Below are 22463 nucleotides of genomic sequence, written 5' to 3'. Positions count from 1 at the left end.
CCTTTCCAGGAGAGGACAAATGCCGATCACCCTGCCCCAGAACCTTCCCGCCTTCGACGTTCTTCGGAACGAGGGCGTGATGGTCATGACGCCCGAACGGGCGGCACGGCAGGACATCCGGCCGCTGAAGATCGCGCTTCTGAACCTCATGCCGAAGAAGATCCAGACCGAGAACCAGTTCGCGCGTCTGATCGGTGCCACGCCCCTGCAGATCGATCTGCACCTGATCCGTATGACCGAGCATGAGACCAGGAACACCGCCGCCGAACATATGGCCGCCTTCTATCGTCCGTTCCAGGAGGTGAAGGGCGAGAAGTTCGACGGCCTCATCATCACCGGCGCCCCGATCGAGCACCTGCCCTTCGAGGAGGTCACCTACTGGGGCGAGTTGCAGGAGGTGATGAACTGGACCCAGACCAACGTGCAGTCCACCTTCGGCGTCTGCTGGGGCGGGATGGCGATGATCAACCATTTCCACGGCGTCCAGAAGCACATGCTGCCGGCAAAGGCCTTCGGCTGCTTCCGCCATCGGAACCTCGTGCCGAACTCGCCCTATCTCCGCGGTTTCGCGGATGATTTCGTGATCCCCGTCAGCAGGTGGACCGAGATGAAACAGGACGAGATCGATCGCGCTGCCGGACTGGTGACCCTGCTCGGCTCGGAGGAGGTCGGCCCTTGTCTGGTCGAGGACGAAGCGCACCGAGCGCTCTACATCTTCAACCACTTCGAATACGACAGCGACACGCTGAAGCAGGAATACGATCGCGACGTGGCGAACGGCACGCCCATCAACGTGCCGCAGAACTACTATCCCGATGACAATCCCGCGAAGCCGCCCTTGAACCGCTGGCGCAGCCACGCACATCTGCTCTACGGCAACTGGATCAACGAGATCTACCAGACAACGCCTTACGAGCTGGAAGCGATTGGCACTTGAACTCCTGTTGGCAGCCGCCCTTCTTGGCGCGGCCGCCCTCCTCATCCATCGCCGCGCGCTCAGGCGCGAGCGTCAGGCCGAGCGGGCCTTTCCCCCGACCGGGCAACTGATCGGCCCCGCCGGGCGTCGCATCCACGCGCATGTCGAGGGTGCGGGCCGAGACGTGGTGCTGATCCATGGGGCAAGCGGAAACACCCGCGATTTCACCCATGATCTGGTTGGACGTCTCGCGCGCGATTACCGCGTCACCGCCTTCGACCGGCCTGGCCTTGGCTGGTCGGACGATCTGGGCCCCGAGGGCGGCAGTCCGGCGGCACAGGCTCGCGCCCTGCGCGCGGCGGCGAGCCAGCTTGGTCTCCTGCGCCCGATCATCGTCGGCCACAGCTATGGCGGAGCCGTGGCGATGGCCTGGGCGCTGGACGAGCCCGAGGGTGTGGATGCGGTGGTGCTTCTAGGCGGAGCGACGATGCCCTGGCCGGGCGGGTTGGGCATCTGGTATGCGCTGACCTCCTCGTGGCTTGGCAGGGCGCTGGTCGTGCCCCTGGTCACTGCCTTTGCGCCCCATAACCGGATCGACGAGGCGATGCGCGTGGTCTTCGAACCGGATCCCGTTCCGCAGGGCTATGGCCGCCACTTCGCCGCTGGCCTGACGCTTCGCCGCAAGGTGCTGGCCGAGAATGCGCGGCAGGTGAACGAACTCCGCCCGCATGTCGTCGACATGTCGGCGCGCTATCACGGCATGACCCTGCCGGTCGAGATCGTCCATGGCACGGCCGATACCATCGTACCGGCCGAGATTCACGCCCGCCCCCTCGCCCGCATTCTGCCTGATGCTGTCCTGACCCTGATCGAAGGCGTCGGCCACATGCCGCATCATGCTGCGCCCGAGGATGTAGTCGCCGCGATCCATCGCGCGGCAGAGAGGGCTGCATTGCGCCGCGCGTCCTGATCGTCATACTGGCGCGGGACAGGGGACGAGACCGGGGAGAGAAAGCGATGCAAGACCTGCCTTTCGATGGCGCCATAAGCAGCTACTTCAAGGAAAAGGCACCGAAATCCATCCGCAAGGCGATCGAGAGCGCCGGCAAGGACGATATCCTGTCCAGGTCCTATCCCTACCGCGAAGAAATCAAGACGAAGGACTACGAGGAGAAGATGGATGTCCTCCAGCTTCAACTCGTCCGCCTTCACGCCGATCTGAAGGAGACCGGCAAGCGGCTGGTCGTCCTGTTCGAAGGGCGCGATGCTGCCGGCAAGGGCGGAACCATCGATGCGGTGCGGATGAACCTGAACCCTCGCGTCGCCCAGGTCGTGGCGCTGGCCAAGCCGTCTGACCGCGAGGCGCGGCAGTGGTATTTCCAGCGCTATATCGACTGGTTGCCGGCCTGCGGCGAAATCGCCCTCTTCGACCGCAGCTGGTACAACCGTGGCATCGTCGAGCGGGTCTTCGGTTTCTCCAACGACGCGCAGCGTGAACGCTTCTTTGCCCAGCTTCCCGCCTTCGAGGAAATGATCGTAGACGAAGGCATCGTCCTGGTGAAGCTTTGGCTCGATGTCGACCGGGCCGAGCAACTCAAGCGCTTCCTTGACCGCGAACAGGACGAGCTGAAGCAATGGAAGCTCAGTTCGATCGACATCGACGGTCTCGACAAATGGGACGAGTATACGGTCGCGATCAAGGACACGATCAATCGCAGCCATTCGGTGCGCGCGCCCTGGACGATCATCCGCTCCGACGACAAGAAGCGCGCCCGCATTGCCGCAATCCAGACGATCCTGAATGCCGTCGACTATGCGGGGAAGAACAGCAAGCTGATCGGCGAGCCGGACCCGGCAATCTGCGGGGGGCCGGCGCTGCTTCTGGCGAACGACGCGCCCGCCGGAGCGTCATGAGCAAGCGCGGCTACCATCACGGCAATCTGCGACAGGCGCTGGTGGAAGCTGCGCTCGACCTGATCCGCGAGAAAGGGCCGCAAGGCTTTACCCTCTCCGAAGCGGCGAAGGCGGTGGATGTGACACCCGCCGCCGTCTACCGCCATTTCGCCGGCCGCGACGAGCTGATCGCCGAAGCCGCCCGGCAAGGCTACGAGATCTTCGCGGCGCTGATGGACTATGCCTATGACAACGGCAAGCCGACTGCGCTGGCGGCCTTCGAAGCCACGGGACGCGCCTATCTGGCCTTCGCACGGAAGTATCCCGGGCATTACATGGCGATGTTCGAAAGCGGCCTGTCGATGCAGGCCAATCCGGATCTGGCCGCTGCCGCGGCCCGGGCGAGCGGTGTGCTGGAAAAGGCCGCAGCCGCCCTATCGGCGCATATTCCGCCCGAGAAGCGCCCGCCTGCCTCGATGTTCAGCGCCCATATCTGGGCCTTCTGCCACGGCATCGTCGAGCTTTACACCCGCGGTGCGCCGGGATCGCGCTCGCCCTTCCCGCCCGAGCAACTGCTGGAGGCCGGGATCGGCATCTATCTGCGGGGACTTGGATTGCTTCCGCCCGACAAGTGACGGATTTTTCGCAGAAAAATCGTTCTCGAAACCAAGGGACCCCGCGCGGCTTCCCGCACGGGGCCCCGATTTTTCTACGAAGAATCGCTTAGCGGAACAGCACGAGCGCGCTCGGGCTCCAGGCCACGCGGGTGCGGGTGCCGATGTCCAGCACCGGACGTCCCGGCACGTTCCGCATCGACAGGCGCACGGGTTCGGCCACACCATCGAGCTTCACGTCGTAATAGGTCATGTCGCCGTAGTAGACGACTTCCTCGACGGTGCCGGGGGTCTCACGGTCGGTCGGTTGCTGTCCTTCGTAAAGGATGGTCAGCGTCTCGGGCCGGAAGCCGACGTTCACTCCGTTGCCGGTCGCCGCGCCGGGGGCCTGATCGGCCGGGATGTGGCACTGGCCAAGGCCCGCCACATCGACATCGAAGCCGCCATCCGAAGTCGGATGGGCAGTGGCCGGCAGGAAGTTCATCGTACCGATGAAATCCGCCACCTGCCGCGACTTCGGCCGGCGATACAGCGTCTCGGGATCGTCGAGCTGGGCGATCTGACCCTCGAACATGACCGCGATCCGGTCGGACATGACCAGCGCTTCTTCCTGGTCATGAGTGACGAGGATGAATGTGATGCCGACCTGGCGCTGCAGCTTGATGAGCTCGACCTGCATGTTCTCGCGCAGCTTCTTGTCGAGTGCCGAAAGCGGTTCGTCCAGCAGCAACACTTTCGGCTTCAGGATCAGCGCGCGGGCAAGTGCCACGCGCTGCCGCTGGCCACCCGAAAGGGCGTGGGCGGCGCGCTTGCCGAAGCCCTTGAGGCCAACCATCTCCAGCGCCTCGCCCACACGGCGGCCCATCTCGTCCTTGGACAGGTTTTCGCGCCTCAGGCCGAAGCCAACGTTCTGCTCGACCGTCAGGTGCGGGAAAATCGCGTAGGACTGGAACACCATGTTGGTCGGGCGCTTGTTCGGCGGGATCTGCGCCGCGTCCTTGCCGTCGATCAGGACCGCCCCCGAAGAGATGTCCTCGAACCCGGCGATGGTGCGCAGGAGCGTGGTCTTGCCGCAGCCCGAAGGCCCGAGCAGCGAAAAGAACTCGCCGGCCTTGATCGTGGCGTTGATGCCCCTCAGCGCATGGTAGTCGCCGTAGTATTTCTGGACATCCCGGAACTCGATCATCGTGGGTTTGTCTGACACGGTCACAGGAAGCCTCCGGTATCTTTGGCGCCGGTGCGGGCGATGCCGCGGCGGCGGTAGAATTCAGCGATGGACAGCAGGCAGATCGACAGGCAGACGAGCACCGTGCCGAGCGCCATGATGGCGGGAACCCGGGCGGGGAAGCGGAACTGGCCGTAGATATAGACCGACAGCACCGTCTGGTTGCCCCCCAGGAAGTAGGCGATGATGAATTCGTCCAGGCTGATGGTGAAGCAGATCAGCAGCGACGAGATGATGCCGGGCATGACCAGCGGCAGCACGATCAGCCGGAAGGTCGAGGCCGGCGTCTCGCCCAGATCATAGGCCGCCTCTTCCAGCGAGCGGTCCAGCGACTGGAAGGCCGAGGACAGGATCGCCACTGCAAAAGGCGTGCAGATCAACAGGTGGCCCATGATGATCGTCAGGATCGAGAGCGGCATGCCGATCGTCAGCAGCACCACGAGCAGCGACATCGCCACGATCATCTCGGGCAGGACCATCGGCAGCATGATGAGGCCAAGGATGCTGCCCTTGCCCGGAAAGTTGAACCGGGTCGAGGCGCGGGCGGCGAAGACGCCGAGGCAGGTCGACAGCACCGAGGACGACACCGCGATGATCAGCGAGTTCTTCACTGCCTTGAACAGCTGCGTGTCGTTCCACATCATCTGGAACCACTCGGTGGTGAAACCGGACAGCGGGAAGGCGATGACCTTGCTGTTGTTGAACGCGAAGAGCGGCAGAAGCACGATCGGCGCGTAAAGGAAGATCAGATAGACGATCGCGTAGGTCTTGAGGGCGGGGAACTTCATTTCTGCCCCTTCAGGAAACGACGGTTGAGAAGCAGGAAGATCAGCGTCACGCCAGCCACGATCAGCATGGCCGACACGGCAATGGCCGAACCCATGGCCTTGTGGTTCTGCTTCAGCATCTCGACCTGGATCATGTTGGCGATCATCGGAAGCTTGCCGCCGCCGATCAGGTCGGGGGTGACGTAGTCGCCGATGGTCGGGATGAAGACGATCAGGATGGCCGCGATCACACCGGGCATCGAAAGTGGCAACGTCACGCGCCAGAAGGTCATCAGACGGCTTTCGCCCAGATCCTGACCGGCTTCGAGCAGCGAGCGGTCGATCTTCTCAAGCGCGACATAGATCGGAAGGATCGCGAAGGGCGCATAGGCATGGGCCAGCGTGATGACGAAGGCCTGCACGTTGTAGTTGAGAGAGGTCAGCGGCTCGTCGATGATCCCAAGTGACAGCAGGCCCGAGTTGATGACGCCGTTGTAACCCAGGATGACCTTCCACAGAAACACGCGGATCAGGTAGCTGGTCCAGAACGGAATGGTGATGAGGAAGAGCCAGAGCGCTTTCTTGTTCGGCGGCACGTTGAAGCTGACGAAATAGGCGACAGGATAGGCCAGGATCACGGTTACGGCGGTCACCGCCATAGAGACCCACAGCGAGCGCAGCATGATCGCGCGGTAGATCTTGCCGGTCCAGATCTTGACGTAGTTGGCAAAACTGAAGTCCGCGATCAGCGATCCCGCAGGCCCGTCTGCCATGAACGAGTAGACAAAGACCGTGACCAACGGCGCCGCAAGCAGCAGAATTGCATAGATTGCGGTCGGGCTGATCATCGTGAGGCCATTGGCAGCCTCCGACCGGCCGATCCTTTGCAGGAATCCCCCTGAACTCATCATGCCCCCTGATAGCGCGCCCGGCTGACGTGCCGATGCTGTTGTCAGCCGGTTTCTGGCACGGAAACACAGGTCTGAAAAGGGGTCAGACAGCGATTTGATCAAATTTTGACGACCCTGAGCGCACAAAACCGGGCGCATGCAGGGTCAAACGCCCGAAAATCGGGCGCTCAGATGCTCCTTACGACGGGCAACCGATCAGCGGATAACGGCTTCGACGGCGATCGCGCGCTTTTTCAGTTCCGAGTACAGGGCCGGAAGCACGCGCGTCTGACGCACGGCGCGTGACAGGGCATCGGAGAGACGGCCCTCGTCGGCAATCGCCTCGGTCACACGCCAGATCAGCCGACGCGCCACGCCGTCGTCATAGACGATCTCGGTCGCGCCCGCGCGATTCTTGCGAATGCCAAGGAAAACACTGCCCCCGTGGGGGGCATGAAAAGCGGCTTGTCCCATTTTCGGGTCTTTCTTTTGTCTGCTCGATAGCCTCAAATTGCGAAGCGCCGCCTGCCCGGTCAAGCAGCACATCGAAAAAATTCTCATCAAATCCGTGGGATGAGTCGTCGATGCAACAGCCGTCAGAGGGACAGCTCCTGCGGCGGGTTGGCCAAAAGCCGGGTCAGACGCGCGATTGCCTTGTCGAAATCCGCGCGTGACGACTGCCCGGAAATCGCGATGCGCACAGCATTCGGTGCCCGCCCGGTGTTTAGCGCATAGATATCGGCAGACCGCACGAGCACCCCTTCCGCTTCCGCCCGCGCGGTGAAACTGGTCGCCCGCCATCCGCGGGGCAGCCTGAGCCAGACGAAGGACACGCCCGGTTGCCAGGACAGATCGAAGGCTCCAAGTGCATTGACCACCGTCTGCAAGCGCGGCTCGAGCTCCTGGCGCACCGCCTGACGGATTCGCTCACCCACACCAGAGGTCATGATATCGAGGCAAAGCAGATGAACCGGCAGCCCAAGACCGAAGAAGGCGTTCTTCGCCGCCGTGCGCGCCTCATCGCCGCGTCCGGTCGGGCAGACGACCCAACCGAAGCGCAGTGCGGCCGAGACCGATTTCGACAGGCTGCCGACATACCAAGTGCGATCAGGCGCAAGCGCCCGGAACGACGGCAGATCGCTGTCTGCGACCGAATAGCAATCGTCCTCCAGAATTTGCAGGTCATGCCGACGCGCCACCTCGACGATCGCCGCTCGGCGGGCGGCACTCATGCAAACCGTGGTCGGGTTCTGTGCCTGGGGCGTCAGACAAACGAACTGGGCACGCTGTCGCCGACAAGCCAGATCGAGCGACTCCGGGAGCATCCCTTCCGCATCCATTTCGACAGCAACCGGATCACCCCGCATCTGCATCACCGCCTGCCGCAGGCCAGGATAGGCCAGATCCTCGAGCATGACCACCGGACGGTCGCCGCGCAAACCGGTCTGCAGCACAGTCAGGATGCCATTCTGCCCGCCATGGGTAAGCGCGATATCATCCGCCGCGACCGGCCCCAGAACCCGGTCCGACAACCAGCCCAGAACGGCTAGCCGCAACTCGGCCTCCGCCGGCTGGTCGGGGTAATACAGCCATTCGCGCCCCACCCCCTCGGCCAGGCGGTGCAACGATTGGCGGAAGGCGGCAATCTGACCGACATCCGGCAGGGCCGGCCAGCGCAGGTCAACCTGCCCCTTGGGGGGCGGCTGCTCGATCAAGGGCGTGAATCTTTGTCTTGATACACCGGTCACGAATGTACCCCGCCCAACCTCGCCGGACAGGAGTCCCTCCTGTGTCGCCAGCTGATAGGCGCGCGCAACAGTTCCCGGTGTCATCCCCAGCCGCCAGGCCATGTCCCTGACAGGAGGGAGTTTTTCGCCAGGCAACAACTCTCCCTCGCGAATGGCACGGCGTAGCGCGACAGTCAGGGCAAGATACTTCGGACCGCTGGATTGACTCAGATCGGGGTGCCAAATTGTATCGGTCACAATGTTTTTCTTCCCTTTTGTGCCGCCCATTTGTATCAATGTACTACGCCAACATCAAAATTGTATCAACACAAAAGGTGCTCCCATGTCCGCGCTCCGCGCGAAAGATCCGACCCTCGCCCAGCTGACCGGCTTGCCGCCGGGGGTGGCCTTGCCTCCCCTGTCGCGCGTCGTGGTCACCGTGGCCCGACAGGTCGTGCTCTGGGAGACCCGCCTGCGCGCGCGACGCAGCCTGTCGCGCCTGGATCGCCATATGCTGATCGATATTGGTCTGAGCCCGGACGAGGCGCGGACCGAATGCGCAAAGCCGTTCTGGCGCGACTGATCCGCGCCAACCGAGACCGATTCCCTGATCGGTAACCCCAGACTGGGCCGGAGACATCCGGCCCATTTTTTGTTTTGCACGTATCCGCAGCCAGCCCGGACAAAAAGCAACGGGCCGCTCCATGAGGAGCGGCCCGGCAGAACGACCGGCATGCGGTCGAACGGATCAGCGCTTCGAGAACTGGAAGCTGCGGCGGGCTTTGCGCTTGCCGTACTTCTTGCGCTCGACCACGCGGCTGTCGCGGGTCAGGAAGCCAGCGGCCTTGAGCGGCGCGCGCAGCGCCGGTTCATAAAGCTGCAGAGCCTTCGAGACGCCGTGCTTCACCGCACCGGCCTGGCCCGACAGGCCGCCGCCGACGACGGTCGCGACCACGTCGAACTGGCCTTCGACATTGGCGATTGTGAAGGGCTGGCGCAGGATCATCTGCAGCACCGGACGGGCGAAGTAGACCGCCATTTCCTTGCCGTTCACGGTGACCTTGCCGGAACCCGGCTTGATCCACACGCGGGCGACAGCGTTCTTGCGCTTGCCGGTGGCATAGGCGCGGCCCTGTGCGTCGCGCACCGGGGTGCGGGGCGCGGCCACGGCGGCGGCCGGCTCGGAGGTGGTCACGGCGGCTTTCAGGTCGTCGAGGGATTTGATGTCAGCCATGATCAGGCGCTCCGGGTGTTCTTCGGGTTCAGCGACTTGACGTCGAGAACGGTGGGCTGCTGCGCTTCATGCGGATGCGCGGCGCCGGCATAGACGCGCAGGTTCGACATCTGCTGGCGGCCCAGGCGGTTGCGGGTGATCATCCGCTCGACGGCCTTTTCGACCACGCGCTCGGGATGGTTGCCGTTCAGCACCTGCTCGGCCGTGCGGAACTTGATGCCGCCCGGATGGCCGGTGTGCCAGTAGTAGCGCTTGTCGGCGCGCTTGTTCCCGGTCATCTGGATCTTGTCGGCGTTGATGACGATCACATTGTCGCCCATGTCCATGTGCGGCGTGAAGGTCGGCTTGTTCTTGCCGCGCAGGATGTTGGCGACGATCGTGGCGAGGCGGCCCAGAACAACGCCTTCGGCGTCGATCAGGATCCACTTCTTCTCGATATCCGCCGGGGTAGCGGTGAAGGTTTTCATGGTCTGACTCTCGGTCTTGAAGCGGGGGAATCCCCCCGGAATCTCGGATTGGGGGTGTATCGCTGAATGCCGCAGGCAGGTCAAGCACCACGCCCGGAATTTAATGACTTAAAATCAATTGGTTAAGAATGTGGTATAATATTACCCCATTAGATGCAGCGGTCTGATGGGATTTCCCCCGAGATTTGCGGCATCACCGCAAGATCGGTGGGCGCGCGGGGTCGCTGCCGGGTGCGGCTGGCTGGGCGCGCTCGGGTTCTTCGCGCAGGGGCAGATCGAAGCGCAGGGCAACAGGCGCCAGCCGGCCAAGCACCGGGTCGTCCGAGCCCAGAAAAACAACGTCGAGCTCCCCTGCATCGAGGCCCGAAAAGGTAAGCGCTTCGCCCACGGCGTTGGCGAGCGCCGGCTGCGCGCCCTCGGCCGCGCCGACGATCGCAAGGACATGGCCTCGATGGCCACTGTCATAGATGACCCCGGCCAGATGGGCCGAAGCCGCAAGTCCGGCCGCCAGCGCCAATTTCTGATCCAGCGACCGAAGCAGGCTCTCCGGCAGGTTCCCCGGCGGAACGAAGCGTTCAGGCCGGGCCTCGACGGCTGCCGGGGCACGCTCAAGAAGCGCGGCAAGCCAGTCCACGGCCTCAGCTGTAATCAGGAAGGCCGACGGTGCGACCCCAAGGTTCAGGCCGAGCCCAATCCCCTGCCCCGCCAGTTGCCGCACGACCACCCGCCCTGGCAAGGCAGCATAGGGCACAGGTGCGCCGGAGAACTCGGCAAGCCGCTCCTCGCGATCGAAGACCAGGACCACCGGACCGTCCTCAAGTGGAAAGACCCGCGGCGCGATGGTTTCGCCTTCCGGTTCCTGGTCGAGAAGCAGGAACAACTCCCCATCCGCAAGCCGCTCGTAGAAGCGGAGCCGCGCGGCATCCTCGCCGGTTTCAACCATCTCGGTATGGGCCTGATCCAGCGGCGTCATCGCGCGGCACCTCTTCTGTTCCAGCTGACAGCACTAGCCCGGGCACGCCGCGCCGACAACCGCGCGCCCCTGCGTCATCCGGCCCCGGCCGCATCCAACACATCCCGCACTGTCCGGCGCAATTCGGGGACCAGCTCGGTCTCGAACCAGGGATTGCGCCGGAGCCAGCCGGTGTTGCGCCAGGACGGGTGAGGCAAGGGATAGAAGCCCGGCGAGAAGCTGCGCCAGTTGGCCACGGTCGCCGTGACACCGCCAGCGGCACCTGGGCCAAGATGCCAGCGCTGCGCGGCACCGCCCACGGCAAGAACCAGCCGCAGGTCGGGCAGCGCCGCCATCACCCGCGCCCGCCAGGTTGCGGCACAGATGGTCGGCGGCGGCAGATCCGATCCCTTGGCATCGTACCCCGGAAAACAGAAGGCCATCGGGACCACGGCAACCCGTGACAGGTCATAGAACTCCGCCTCGCTCACTCCCATCCAGTCACGCAGACGGGCGCCGCTGGCATCTCGGAACGGCTGCTGAAGCTCATGCACGCGCAGACCGGGCGCCTGACCCGCCACGAGGAGACGCGCTCCTGGCCGAAACCAAACTACGGGGTGGGGATCATGGGCCGTGGCCGTCGCGGCAAAGCGGACCGCGCAGATCCGGCAGGCGCGGATTTCAGCCGAGAGCACCTCTGCCCCCATCGTTGCCTCCGATGCCAAAGTCGTGAATGTCATTGTCACTTTGTCCCGTCTTCCGACATAATGGCGCCCGAAAGCCGGCATAAGGCGATACGTTAAGAATGTTCCCATATTTGGGACAGAGGCAATTGGGACAGGCAGCGGCGCCGGCGAAGTGCGGCGTAGCCAAGGCGCGGATGATCGAGTTCGACAAAGTCAGCAAGTCCTTCTGGACCGGCAAGCGCCGCAAGGTCATCCTCGACCGGGCGTCCTTCCGCATCGAACTGGGCAATTCGCTTGGCATCCTGGCCCCGAACGGCACCGGCAAGACCACGATCATCAACATGATGGCTGGGCTGGAAAAGCCCGACGAGGGCCGCGTCACCCGCAGCTCGCGCATCTCGTTTCCGCTCGGTTTCATGGGCGGGGTGATCAGCAAGCACACGGGCACCGAGAATGCGCGCTATATCGCGCGGCTCTACGGGCTGGACCCCGATTACGTAGAAGGCTTCTGTCGCTGGCTTTGCGGGATCGAGGAATACTTTGACATGCCGGTGGCGACCTATTCCTCAGGCATGCGATCGCGGTTCTCCTTCGCGCTGCTGCTTGCTCTGGAATTCGACATCTACCTGATCGACGAAGGCATGCCCGCCACGACCGACGCCGAGTTCAACCGCAAGGCCGGCAGCCTGCTCCGTGACCGACTGCAGAAATCGACGGTGGTTATCGTGTCGCATTCCCCCGAGATCATCTCGAAGTTCTGCCGCTCCGCAGCGGTTTTGCGCAACGGCCAGCTCTACATGTTCGACACTCTGGAAGAAGCGAAACGGCTCTATGACTATGAAGCCTAAGGTTCAGCGGTTCCGGTTCCAGAAGACCGGGGCGGCCTCGGCTGATGCAGACGCGGCCGGGGCGAGGATTCCGTCGCCGACTCCCCCCGCCGCCAAGGTGCCGCCGCCGCCGCGGCCGCCGGCGGAGGAGAGTGTCACAGAAATCGCGCTGGCGGGGGAGCCGCTTGGACCGGAAATGGAAATCGACGCGATCCGGCGCGAAGGTCTCACCGGCCGCCAGCTGCGGATGGCGCGGCGAATGGCTCAACGGCATGATCTGCCCGCCACGTCCGACTTCGATGCCGTGAGACTCTTGCGCAAGGCCGGGATCGATCCGTTTGAGAGGTCGAACCTGCTGGAACTGGTGGCGGCCTCGGACGATGCGGGCGGCGCGATGGTGGCCAATCGCTCGCTGACCGAATTCGCCGATCCGCAACTGCCGCAGACTTACCGCAACCCGCCGCTGCCCTCGACCGAGCGGCGTGCCGACGATGCGCTGGCAGAGAACGTCATGCGCATCCAGCAGGACATCGCGGCCCGGCGCAAACGCAAGGCGATCATGCTGGCGGCGCGGCTGGCCTTCCTCGTTCTCTTGCCGACGATCATCGCCGGGTGGTTCTACTATTTCGTCGCCACTCCGCTGTACCAGACCGAAAGCCAGATGGTGATTCAGCAGGCAGATGGCGCGGTCCGTGCCGGCGCCGGGTCCGGGTTCGCCGGGTTGTTTGGGGGAGCGATCGACGCCAACAAGGATTCGATCGCCGTGCAGGGCTATCTGCAGTCGCGCGACGCGATGCTGCGGCTCGACAAAGACCTCGATTTCCGTGGCCAGTTCTCAGGACCGGAGATCGATCCGCTGCTGCGCCTGGCGCCCGATGCGACGAACGAGGCGATGTATGGCGTCTACAAGCGCATGGTGAAGGTGTCCTACGATCCGACCGAGGGCCTCATCAACATGAGCGTCCTTGCCCCGGATCCGAAGGTCTCCGAGGCGTTCAGCAAGGCGCTGATCCGTTACGCCGAAGAACAGATCGACCACCTGACGCAACGCAAGCGCGAAGACCAGATGCGCGACGCCCGGACCAGCTTCGAGGATGCGCAGGCCAAGCTCCTTGAGGCGCAGCGCGAGGTGGTGAACCTTCAGGAAAAGCACAAGGTCCTGTCGAGCCAGGCCGAGGCCACGCTCATCACGGCCCAGATCGCCGAGCTGAACACCCAGATCACCATCGACAAGCTGTCGCTCGACCAGATGAAGGCCAATCCGCAGCCCAACAAGGCGCGGATGGAGCCGATCGAGCGGCGCATCGCGGCCATGGAGAAACAGGTCGAGGATCTGCGCGCGCAGATGACCGAGGCGAATACCGACGGCGTTTCGCTGCCCGAAGTACAAAGCGAGCTTCTTATCGCCGAGGCCAATGTCCAGACCCGCCAGCTTATGCTGTCGGCCACGCTGGAACAGCTGGAAGGCGCCCGCCTCGAGGCGAACCGTCAGGTCCGCTACCTTTCGGTGTCGACCCCACCCGTCGCGCCCGACAGCCCGACCTTTCCGCGCGCTTTCGAGAATACGCTCGTGACTCTGCTGATCTTTCTCGGCATCTACCTGATGATCTCGATGACCGCCGCGATCCTGCGGGAACAGGTCAGCGCCTGAAGGACGTGCCCATGACCGAGGTGAAGATCGGCGGCCTGACCGCCGGAAACGACCGCCCGTTGCTGGTGATCGCGGGGCCCTGCCAGCTGGAAAGCCTGGACCATGCCCAGATGATCGCCGGCCGCATGGCCGAGGCCTGTGCCGCAGCCGGGGCGCAGTACGTCTTCAAGGCGAGCTACGACAAGGCAAACCGCACCTCTCTGTCGGGTCGCCGCGGCCTGGGGATGGAAGCGGGGCTGAAGGTCCTCGAGACCGTGCGCGCCATGGGACTGCCGGTTCTGACGGATATCCATGACATCGCCCAGGCGCGCGAGGCGGCGAAGGTGGTGGACGTGATCCAGATCCCCGCTTTCCTCTGCCGCCAGACCGACCTGTTGCTTGCCGCCGGAGAAACCGGCGCGGTAGTGAACATCAAGAAGGGGCAATTCCTCGCCCCCTGGGACATGGCCAATGTCGCGGCCAAGGTGGCGAGCACGGGGAACGACCGCATCCTGTTGACCGAACGTGGCGTGAGTTTCGGGTACAACACGCTGGTGGCAGACATGCGGTCGCTGCCGATCATGGCGCGCACCGGCTATCCGGTCATCATGGATGCCACGCATTCGGTGCAGCAGCCGGGCGGCCAGGGCAATTCCAGCGGCGGCCAGAGGGAATTCGCGCCGGTCATGGCACGTGCTGCCGTCAGCCTCGGCATCGCCGGGGTCTTCATCGAAACGCATGAGGACCCGGACAAAGCGCCATCGGACGGGCCCAACATGATTCCCCTCGCCCAGATGCCGGCGCTGATCGACAGCCTGATGGACTTCGACCGGCTGGCAAAGGCCAATCCGCTGCGGGTGTAACGCCCCTCAGGGCGTCAGCGGATCCTCGAATTCGATGCTCGACTGCGACTTGCCCTCGAAGGCATTCTCGAAGGCCACCAGACGCTTGCGGATAGACAGGAGCTCGATGATCGTCGTCCAGGAGTTGACCAGGTACTGGAACGATCCCGACACCTGCCCGAACGCCGTCAGGATCTGCTGAAGGATCCCGAAGGTGATCGTCCCCGCCGCAATCGTCGGCACGAGGATCAGGTAGGCAAAGATGTTGTCCGCCTGGATGTACATCCCGCGGAACACGTTGAAATAGGCGTAGTGGAAATAGAGACGGAAGTAGTTGGTCCGCACCTGGCGGAAGAGATCCTTCGTCGTCATCGGCCCGGCGCGCATATGGTCATCCTCGCCATAGACGAGTTCCTTCCGGTAAGCCGCCTCGACCCGCTGGTTGCGGAAGTTAAGGCCAGGCAACTTGATCCCCGCGATGGCCAGCAACGCCGTGCCGAAGACCGACCAGAAGATCGACGCGTAAAGCAGCGGATGCGGGATGCTGCCGAGAAGGGGCAGTTCGGTGACATGCACAGAGAGCGCCGCCAGCACCGGCAGGAAGGCGAACAGCGTCATCACCGAATCCACGATCGAGACGCCCAAATCCTCCATGATCGACGCGAAACGCATCGTGTCTTCCTGGATCCGCTGCGAGGCACCCTCGATCTGGCGCACCTCCGGCCAGCGGCTCATGTAATAGTCGTTCATCGCCTGCCGCCAGCGGAACACATAGTGGCTGACGAAGAAGCGGGTCGCGACGAAGACCGCAATCCACAGGAAGGCAATCTTGGCGAAGATCAGGATCAGACTGTAGAGCTGTGCCGCGGTCACCTCGCCCGAGCCGGAAAGCGCATTCTGCACGTCATCGAAGAACGGGCCGCGCCAGTTGTTGATTGCGACCGAGACCTGCACCGAGAAGTAGGTGGAAAAGATGATCGCCGCCGATCCGACGACCGACCACCATTGATAGGGATGCGGCGAGAAGATCATCCACGCGGCCGCAAAGGCGGCAAAGAGCACGCCGCAGAACAGATAGAACCAAAGGAATTGCGGGGTCACGAAGTGCCCGAGACCCAGGATCGGCGGAGCGTTCGGGTCCTCTGGCGGGAAACCAAGCGCCGCGCCAAGACTTTCGCCCACGGTGTACCAAAGCGTCACCGCGACGGCGAGCCAAAGGAGCGAGGTCAGCAGGAACAGCTTCGGACGCGGAAAGAACGACTGATACAACGCGGGCGGCCCTTACGATGCGGATGGTCTGCGCTAGTCATAGACAGGAAATCGCGGGCGATGCCACTGCAGCTTTTCGTGAGCCACCGCGAGGTTTCGTCAGACAGCCTGCCCCGCGGCCCAGCCGCTCGACCAGGCCCATTGGAAATTGTAGCCGCCGAGCCACCCGGTCACATCTACAACCTCGCCGATGAAATGGAGCCCAGGGACCGATTTCGCCTCGAGCGTTCGCGCATCGAGCCCGTCGGTATCGACCCCGCCAAGCGTCACCTCGGCGGTCCTATACCCTTCTGTTCCCACAGGCTTGAGGTCCCAGGCACGGACGCCTGCCGCAAGCCCTTCGATCGCCGCATTCGACAGCGCGCCGACAGGCTGGGCAATCCCTGCCCCTGCCTCGATATGGCGCGCGAGCTTTTCGGGCAGGTACCGGGCCAGAACCGTGCGGGCAGCCACCTTCGGCTCCGCGCCACGGGCCGCGCGCAGGTTCGCCACCATGTCGTGACCCGGCGCGAGGTCTAGGCGGATCGGCTCCCCTTCGCGCCAGTAGGAGGAGATCTGCAGGATCGCCGGGCCGGACAGGCCGCGATGGGTGAAGAGCACCGCCTCGTCGAAGCTTTTGCGCCCCGCGGTCACCCGCCCCTGGACCGCCACGCCCGCAAGCGGGGCAAGCTTTGCCAGTTCCTGTTCGGCAAAGGTCAGGGGCACCAGCGCCGGCCGCGTCTCTGTGACGGAAAGGCCGAAGCGTTCGGCCAGGTGATAGCCAAAGGCGCTGGCCCCCATCTTCGGGATGGACTTGCCCCCAGTGGCGACCACGACCTTTTCCGCGACCACCGGCCCGCGATCCGTCGCCACGGAAAACCCGCCAGGCACCGCCTTGACCTCGCCGGGGGCACATCCGAGCCAAAGCTGCACGCCTGCCCGTTCCATGTCGCGCAGGAGCATCTGCACGACTTGCGTGGCGGAACCGTCGCAGAACAGCTGGCCAAGCGTCTTTTCGTGCCAGGCGATCCCCTCGGCATCGAGGCGGGCAATGAAGTCCCATTGCGTGTACCGCTTCAGCGCCGACAGCGCGAAGCGCGGATTGCGCGACAGGAAGCGGTCGGCGGCGATCCCGAGATTGGTGAAGTTGCAGCGCCCGCCGCCCGAGATGCGGATCTTCTCTCCCGCGGCCTTCGCATGGTCGATGACCAGCACGCGGCGGCCCCGCCGCCCGGCCTCTATGGCGCAGAACATGCCGGCGGCGCCGGCGCCCAGGATGACCACATCGACATGTTCCATCCCGCCCTCCTAGCCCCGCACGGCGCCTACCGCAACCGCCGGAAAAAAGTGCGACAAGCCCCTTGCAGCCCCCCAGCCCCTTCGCTAAACACCCGCGCAGTTGGGGCGTCGCCAAGTGGTAAGGCAGCGGTTTTTGGTACCGCCATACCTAGGTTCGAATCCTAGCGCCCCAGCCAACTTTCCTTTCGAGACATGGAAATCATCCAGACCAAGGGGTTGGCTGGACCCTGTGGTCCTGGATCACGGGCAGATCGCCCCAGGTTGTGCCCCAGGTCGGGGGGGAACGCGGGACGCAGAGGAAGCCCAATTCACCACGAGAAGACCGTAGCAGCCTGCCAGCAAGCCTGCTCAATCAGGCAGTGGCGGGTATGTAGCGGTACTCTGATTAGACGGATGACGTGGCTCCGTCGAATTGACTTGAATCAATGCTGGAATTCAGATCGATGATTATTCGATATTCATATGAGCCACCCTGAAGTCGGTGGCATACGACACGTCAGGACATTCAGGTCCAGGGGAGAGACAGACGATGAAAAAGGTGTTTTCAGGTGTTGCGCTTGCAATTCTGTTCGCAGGTCCGGCGGTGGCCCAGGAGAATGCCTGGACCTACGACATCTCGATGAACCTGTGGCTGACCGACACCGGCGTGACCGCCGATACCCCTCATGGTCAGGTCGACGCCGAACTCAGCTTCAGCGATGCGCTTCAGGATCTCGACTTTGCGTTCATGGGAACGGTCGAGGCGCGGAACGGACCTTGGGGTATCATCGGTGACCTGAACTACTTCAATCTGACAGCGGACGGTCCGTCACCCGCTGGAATCGCCTATTCCGAGGTTGCCGTCGGAACCAAGGTCACGCTGCTCAGCGGTTACCTCACGTACCGTGTGCACCAGGATGACAAGATTGCCGTCGATCTTGGCGGGGGCTTCCGGTCGTTCTGGACCTCGATCGACACGACCTTTGTCGGGGCAAGCGCGCCGACGACTGTCCTCGAGCAGTCAAAGGACTGGGTCGATCCGGTCGTGGCCGCGCGTATTCGCTTCGCCTTCAGCGATCAATGGTTCGGAACCCTGATGTTCGACGCGGGCGGCACCGGGGACACCCAGACCTGGCAAGCCCTCGCGACAGTCGGCTACCGGATCAACGAGCACTGGCTGATGCAGGGCGGCTACCGCTATATCGAGGCAGAGTGGGACACGGACTATGGCCAGTCGTCCTTCGACTTTTCCGGCCCGATCCTTGGCGTGACCTACAGCTTCTGAGCCGTCGGTCCTGCACGCGCAGGATGTGACGCCTCACTCGGGCGACACATCCTGTTCCTGAACGCCAATGCGCGTCGGTCATCGCTGGAAAGGAGCATCTCATGCGGATGACGCTGCCTGCAAACTGGTCCTGGGGCCACTTGTTGGCCGTACTGCTGCTGTCGATCAGCCCTTGCGCAACGCGGGCTGATGAAGAGGTGGTGCGCCCCAACATCCTGCTGATCGTCGCAGATGACGCGGGCTACGCGGACATCGGCAGCTTCGGAAGCGAGATCCAGACGCCCAACATCGATGCGCTCGCCGCGGTCGGTGTCCGTTTCACCGATTTCAACGTCAGTGCGACCTGCTCGCCGACGCGCTCCATGTTGCTGAGCGGGGCCGACAACCATCTGGCCGGCCTGGGCAACATGGCGGAATTCATGGCCCCCAACCAGAAAGGGCTGCCCGGCTACGAAGGCTATCTGAACGATTCCGTGGCCCCCATTCCGGCACTGCTGCGCGAGGCGGGCTATCACACCTACATGGCCGGCAAATGGCATATGGGGGAAGAGCCTGACCGCTGGCCCGCGGCCCGTGGATTTGAACGTGACCTGACGCTTATCCCGGGCGGCGGCAGCCATTTTGACGACATGTGGGGCGCGACCGGCAACCACCAGCTTTACACCTACAACGGCAGTCAGCTCGCCGCGCTGCGCCCCGGCTTTCATTCGTCCGAAGACTACACAGCCGCCATTATCGCCAATATCGAGGAGAACCGCGGCGACGGGCGGCCCTTCTTCGCCTATCTGGCGTTGCAGGCCCCGCACGACCCGTTCCAGCTGCCGCCCGAATGGCGCGACCGCTACCGGGGCCGCTACGCCGCCGGATACGACGCGATCCGCGAAAGCCGCATCGCCCGGATGAAGGATCTTGGCCTGATCCCTCCGGAGGTGACGACCTTTCCCCGATTGCCGTCGATTCCGGCCTGGGCGGATCTTGACCCCCAGGAGCAGAAGGAGTCGGCCCGAAGGATGGAGCTTTTTGCGGGCATGGTCGAGCATATGGACGCCAATATCGGCAAGCTGATCGGCTACCTGAAGACGACAGGTCTCGATGACGACACGCTCGTCATCTTCCTGTCCGACAACGGGCCGGAAGGCACTTTGATGCCGATCGGTGCGCCCTGGGACAGTAGCCGGTTCGAGGACTGGGGCGGCAAGGGCACCTTCATCCAGTATGGCCCGGCCTGGGCGCAGGTCGGCGCCGGGCCGCTGCGCATGTTCAAGGGCTACCCGTCAGAGGGCGGGATACGCACGCCGCTGGTCATCGCCGGTCGCGGAGTGACCGAGGGAGGGCGCCTGTCCGCCGCGTTTGCGCATGTGCTCGATTTACCGGCGACCATCCTCGATGCGGCGGGCGTTCCCCACCCCGATACCTTCGCCGGGCATCCGGTGGCGCCTCTGCAGGGCAAGTCGCTCGCTCCCGTGCTGGCGGGCCGGGCGGAAGCCGTTCATGCCCCGACCGACTGGCAAGGCTGGGAGCTTTTCGGCAATCGCGCCATCCGCGAGGGCAACTGGAAACTGCTCTGGATGTGCCCGCCGGCCGGAACCGGCGAATGGCAGCTTTACGATCTTGCCTCCGACCCCGGCGAGACAACCGATCTCGCTGACGACCGGCCGGATATCCGCGACCGCCTCGCGTCGCACTGGGACGTCTACGTCAAGGAAAACAACGTCGTGCTGCCAAGCGTTTCGCCGGTTTGTTCCAAAGCCAATTGAGCGTTTGCCTTCCCGAAAGCGAAGGGTCCGGTCAGATCAACCCCGGCGGCGATGAAATGCCAGCCCGTTCGTCATTGATGGTGAGACCGCCAGTGGCGAACGGGAGCTTCGGGAGCACCAGAACCCATTCGCCGCCAGCTCTGCCACGGCTTAGAGCAGACTGAAATCAACCCCGTAAGCAGCCGCTACCCAGTCATCATGCTTGTTATCGGCTCGCGACCCCGCTTCCAGATGCTCGGGGTTGATGCAGAGCGCGTTATGGCACCGATGGCGAACGACCGTGTCAAACCCGATCGCCGTCTCGTTCACCACGCAGAAGATGAAACGGTAGGCCGCCACCTGCCTGCCTTGGAACCGGACCTTCTTCCGGGCCGTCGTGGACGTCACGATGCAGCCCGTCTCCAGCCGGGTTCCAGCTTCCAGGAGTGAGTTGGCCCGTTTCCGGGCCTCCTCGATGTGTTCAGAGAGTATCTCGGCGAGCCAGTCCTCGCCTTCGTCAGTCAGGATGAAATCAGACATCGAACCCGAGGTTTAACGCTGGGCCGTCTGCCAGCTCCAGGTGCGCTTCGAGTGCGACCGACTTGCCGTCTGGGCCGGTGATGTTGCCGCGGTGGACGGCGTAGTCTGGATGCACCCAGAGTTTCCGGGTGTAGTCCACACCGCCCCACTTCACGTCAAGCCGGCTCCAGCCCAGCTCTGCCATAACGTGACGAAGCTGGTTGGCGTTGGCTCGAAGCTGGATCTGCGCCACCTCTGCCAAGCTCGTCTCCGAAACGGCGAACACGCCTTTCTTGGCCAGATGCTCCCGAAGCTGCTCCGTGGTGACCTGAGCGGCCGACTGGTGAATGCGCTTCATGACGTCCGTCGCGTCCCGCTCGACGTTCAGCGTCTTGGCACTGAAGCCTTCGGGCAGTTCGCGGGTCATCAGCGCGCGGTACAGGTAGGCCAGACGATCGGGAGAACCCAGAGCAGCCAGAACCACCTCCACCAGTCCAGTGAAGTCCTTGCTCCGGGGTCCAGCAGCATGTCCGTCATGGTCAATCTCCACGACGTAGTAGCGCCGGTCCTCGGCCTCGATCCAGAGTGGCAGGTGGTTCGTGGTCAGCAGGAAACAGCAGTATTGCGTCACCCGTTCCGCTTCTTTTCCCTTCAGCTCAGCGAGGGTCGTCTTCTCGGTAATGTAGGTCTTCAGCGCGTTGCTCTGGCTCGAATCCTGCCGCAGCTTCAGTTCCTCCGAGATCACCAGCTTGCTCTGGAGCGCGGTCATGTTGAAACGGCTGACGAGCTGTTCGATGTTGTTCTGCGTCACCGAGTTCTCGGCTCCGAAGAGAGCGGCGACGATCTGGGCGAACGTCGACTTCCCGGACCCCTTGGTCTTCGAGTACAGGAACGGTGCCCAGGTCGGCTTATCTGCCTCGTTCTGGAGGCACCAGGCCAGCCAGTTCAGCACCATGTCTCGCTCGGCCGCCCGAGGAAACACCCAGTCGAAGAACTGACCGAACACACCATAGTCGGCCTCGGCGGTGGTGATCCGGCGGTAGGCGGGCAGGCTCCAGGTGTTGATCGACGCCAAGCCACGTTCGAGGACGATCCGCTTCGGGTTTCCGGGCAGGCAGACGCGGCGACCGCTCCAGACGGCGACGGTTTCTTCCGGATCGGTATGGGTCTGCTCCAGCGCCCGCTTGAACACGGCCTTCAGCAGTTCGGACGTCAGCGGCACCTCGGGGAACTCTGACCGAAACCGCTGGACCGTGACGATCTTCAGGTCTGGCATCGAGATCGCCGAGGACAGATTATCGATCGCGTAGTACTTGCCGTCTCTCCGGACGAACCAGCTACAGAGCGCGACGGTCAGGGTGCGACGGTTGGCTTCGAATGCGGCCTCATCCTGGCCGCGAATAGGTACGATGTTCATGTATAATACTCTATAAAATAATGAAAAATCAGGGGATCGAACCTTGCGCGATTGCGCGAGTTTCCGGTTCTTTCTCCTTTAGCGTACCCTGGTGGCGCATTTTTCCCGTTTAAGTGTTTTATATCAAAGTGATGCGGACCGTAGTTTCAGTATTTCCGGGCATTGGCTGGATGGCCGGCTCCAGACCTGTGGCAGAGCCTCCGACGACCGGACTAACCGGCACCCGAGGCACCCGTTTTTCTTGCTTTCCAGCTGGCCAACTTCGCTTCCCGAACATCGTCAGGACCGGTCCGGCAGAAGAAAAAAGGAG

The 22463-nt window shown here is 63.4% G+C and carries 23 protein-coding genes and 1 tRNA gene; 11 read left to right on the top strand and 13 right to left on the bottom strand.

From position 1 onward, the window contains the following. Positions 1-19: 19 nt before the first annotated feature. From metA to L0V05_RS13295, 4 genes are read left to right on the top strand one after another with little or no spacing between them, the layout of a single operon-like run. Positions 20-937: a homoserine O-acetyltransferase MetA gene (gene metA / locus L0V05_RS13310; protein ID WP_234871245.1), complete on the top strand. Its 918-nt coding sequence runs from the start codon at positions 20-22 to the stop codon at positions 935-937. Further along, the gene (locus L0V05_RS13305; RefSeq protein ID WP_234871243.1) at positions 927-1886 is read left to right on the top strand and encodes an alpha/beta fold hydrolase; all 960 of its coding nucleotides are present in this window, start codon (positions 927-929) and stop codon (positions 1884-1886) included. The genes metA and L0V05_RS13305 overlap by 11 nt, the downstream gene beginning before the upstream one ends. A gap of 47 nt (positions 1887-1933) precedes the next feature. Then, positions 1934-2830, top strand: a complete 897-nt coding sequence (gene ppk2 / locus L0V05_RS13300; RefSeq protein WP_234871241.1) for a polyphosphate kinase 2 — start codon at positions 1934-1936, stop codon at positions 2828-2830. After that, positions 2827-3444 carry a TetR/AcrR family transcriptional regulator gene (locus L0V05_RS13295; RefSeq protein ID WP_234871239.1) on the top strand — a complete coding sequence of 206 codons (618 nt, stop codon included), beginning with the start codon at positions 2827-2829 and terminating at the stop codon, positions 3442-3444. The genes ppk2 and L0V05_RS13295 overlap by 4 nt, the downstream gene beginning before the upstream one ends. An 88-nt stretch (positions 3445-3532) precedes the next feature. On the opposite strand, the gene L0V05_RS13290 is transcribed toward L0V05_RS13295, so the two are convergent. The 5 genes from L0V05_RS13290 to L0V05_RS13270 all read right to left on the bottom strand — a co-directional run bounded on the left by L0V05_RS13290 (position 3533) and on the right by L0V05_RS13270 (position 8290). Further along, on the bottom strand, positions 3533-4633 hold the full coding sequence (locus L0V05_RS13290; protein WP_234871237.1) for an ABC transporter ATP-binding protein: 1101 nt from the start codon (positions 4631-4633) through the stop codon (positions 3533-3535). Then, a complete protein-coding gene (locus L0V05_RS13285; RefSeq protein ID WP_234871235.1) occupies positions 4630-5436 on the bottom strand; it encodes an ABC transporter permease in 807 nt (268 codons plus the stop codon). The genes L0V05_RS13290 and L0V05_RS13285 overlap by 4 nt, the downstream gene beginning before the upstream one ends. Next, positions 5433-6323, bottom strand: coding sequence for an ABC transporter permease (locus tag L0V05_RS13280; RefSeq protein ID WP_234871233.1), 891 nt, complete (start codon positions 6321-6323; stop codon positions 5433-5435). Before L0V05_RS13280 ends, L0V05_RS13285 begins: the two co-directional genes overlap by 4 nt. A gap of 198 nt (positions 6324-6521) precedes the next feature. After that, the gene (locus tag L0V05_RS13275) at positions 6522-6779 is read right to left on the bottom strand and encodes a hypothetical protein (protein WP_234871231.1); all 258 of its coding nucleotides are present in this window, start codon (positions 6777-6779) and stop codon (positions 6522-6524) included. Between the two features lie 122 nt (positions 6780-6901). Beyond that, positions 6902-8290 carry an aminotransferase-like domain-containing protein gene (locus L0V05_RS13270; protein ID WP_234871229.1) on the bottom strand — a complete coding sequence of 463 codons (1389 nt, stop codon included), beginning with the start codon at positions 8288-8290 and terminating at the stop codon, positions 6902-6904. An 85-nt stretch (positions 8291-8375) separates the two neighbouring features. On the opposite strand from L0V05_RS13270, the gene L0V05_RS13265 reads away from it, so the two are divergent. Further along, positions 8376-8615, top strand: coding sequence for a DUF1127 domain-containing protein (locus L0V05_RS13265; RefSeq protein WP_234871227.1), 240 nt, complete (start codon positions 8376-8378; stop codon positions 8613-8615). Between the two features lie 165 nt (positions 8616-8780). Here the strand turns inward: L0V05_RS13265 and rpsI are convergent, their stop codons facing one another. From rpsI to L0V05_RS13245, 4 genes are all read right to left on the bottom strand, one after another. Continuing rightward, positions 8781-9266, bottom strand: a complete 486-nt coding sequence (rpsI, locus tag L0V05_RS13260) for a 30S ribosomal protein S9 (protein ID WP_234871225.1) — start codon at positions 9264-9266, stop codon at positions 8781-8783. Positions 9267-9268: 2 nt separating this feature from the next. Next, positions 9269-9733, bottom strand: a complete 465-nt coding sequence (gene rplM / locus L0V05_RS13255) for a 50S ribosomal protein L13 (protein ID WP_234871224.1) — start codon at positions 9731-9733, stop codon at positions 9269-9271. Positions 9734-9926: 193 nt separating this feature from the next. Beyond that, positions 9927-10706, bottom strand: a complete 780-nt coding sequence (locus L0V05_RS13250) for an SseB family protein (RefSeq protein ID WP_234871222.1) — start codon at positions 10704-10706, stop codon at positions 9927-9929. 74 nt (positions 10707-10780) lie between these two features. Beyond that, complete coding sequence (locus tag L0V05_RS13245; RefSeq protein WP_234871220.1) at positions 10781-11425, bottom strand: uracil-DNA glycosylase family protein; 645 nt, start codon at positions 11423-11425, stop codon at positions 10781-10783. A 140-nt stretch (positions 11426-11565) separates the two neighbouring features. On the opposite strand from L0V05_RS13245, the gene L0V05_RS13240 reads away from it, so the two are divergent. The 3 genes from L0V05_RS13240 to kdsA are packed head-to-tail and all read left to right on the top strand — an operon-like array spanning position 11566 to position 14691. Continuing rightward, complete coding sequence (locus tag L0V05_RS13240) at positions 11566-12219, top strand: ABC transporter ATP-binding protein (protein ID WP_234872189.1); 654 nt, start codon at positions 11566-11568, stop codon at positions 12217-12219. Next, the gene (locus tag L0V05_RS13235) at positions 12209-13849 is read left to right on the top strand and encodes a KpsE/RkpR family capsule polysaccharide export protein (protein ID WP_234871219.1); all 1641 of its coding nucleotides are present in this window, start codon (positions 12209-12211) and stop codon (positions 13847-13849) included. Before L0V05_RS13240 ends, L0V05_RS13235 begins: the two co-directional genes overlap by 11 nt. Positions 13850-13860: 11 nt before the next feature. Continuing rightward, positions 13861-14691, top strand: a complete 831-nt coding sequence (gene kdsA, locus L0V05_RS13230; protein WP_234871217.1) for a 3-deoxy-8-phosphooctulonate synthase — start codon at positions 13861-13863, stop codon at positions 14689-14691. A 6-nt stretch (positions 14692-14697) separates the two neighbouring features. On the opposite strand, the gene sbmA is transcribed toward kdsA, so the two are convergent. Together sbmA and L0V05_RS13220 are read right to left on the bottom strand one after the other, a co-directional pair. Then, positions 14698-15939: a peptide antibiotic transporter SbmA gene (sbmA, locus tag L0V05_RS13225; RefSeq protein WP_234871215.1), complete on the bottom strand. Its 1242-nt coding sequence runs from the start codon at positions 15937-15939 to the stop codon at positions 14698-14700. Positions 15940-16038: 99 nt separating this feature from the next. Continuing rightward, a complete protein-coding gene (locus L0V05_RS13220; RefSeq protein ID WP_234871214.1) occupies positions 16039-17217 on the bottom strand; it encodes a BaiN/RdsA family NAD(P)/FAD-dependent oxidoreductase in 1179 nt (392 codons plus the stop codon). Between the two features lie 101 nt (positions 17218-17318). On the opposite strand from L0V05_RS13220, the gene L0V05_RS13215 reads away from it, so the two are divergent. The 3 genes from L0V05_RS13215 (at position 17319) to L0V05_RS13205 (ending at position 20238) form a co-directional block, all read left to right on the top strand. After that, positions 17319-17393: transfer RNA gene (locus L0V05_RS13215), tRNA-Gln, on the top strand. 353 nt (positions 17394-17746) lie between these two features. Continuing rightward, positions 17747-18481: a porin family protein gene (locus L0V05_RS13210; protein WP_234871212.1), complete on the top strand. Its 735-nt coding sequence runs from the start codon at positions 17747-17749 to the stop codon at positions 18479-18481. A 101-nt stretch (positions 18482-18582) separates the two neighbouring features. After that, the gene (locus tag L0V05_RS13205; protein ID WP_234871210.1) at positions 18583-20238 is read left to right on the top strand and encodes an arylsulfatase; all 1656 of its coding nucleotides are present in this window, start codon (positions 18583-18585) and stop codon (positions 20236-20238) included. 150 nt (positions 20239-20388) lie between these two features. On the opposite strand, the gene L0V05_RS13200 is transcribed toward L0V05_RS13205, so the two are convergent. Further along, positions 20389-20757 (bottom strand): HNH endonuclease, encoded by a 369-nt coding sequence (locus L0V05_RS13200; RefSeq protein ID WP_234871208.1) that lies wholly within the window; start codon positions 20755-20757, stop codon positions 20389-20391. Beyond that, positions 20750-22153, bottom strand: a complete 1404-nt coding sequence (locus tag L0V05_RS13195; protein WP_234871206.1) for a primase-helicase family protein — start codon at positions 22151-22153, stop codon at positions 20750-20752. Before L0V05_RS13195 ends, L0V05_RS13200 begins: the two co-directional genes overlap by 8 nt. Between the last annotated feature and the right edge of the window lie 310 nt (positions 22154-22463).

This window comes from Alitabrizicola rongguiensis, from assembly GCF_021491355.1.
Lineage (GTDB): Bacteria > Pseudomonadota > Alphaproteobacteria > Rhodobacterales > Rhodobacteraceae > Aliitabrizicola > Aliitabrizicola rongguiensis.
This window is presented reverse-complemented; position numbering and strand designations above follow the sequence as displayed.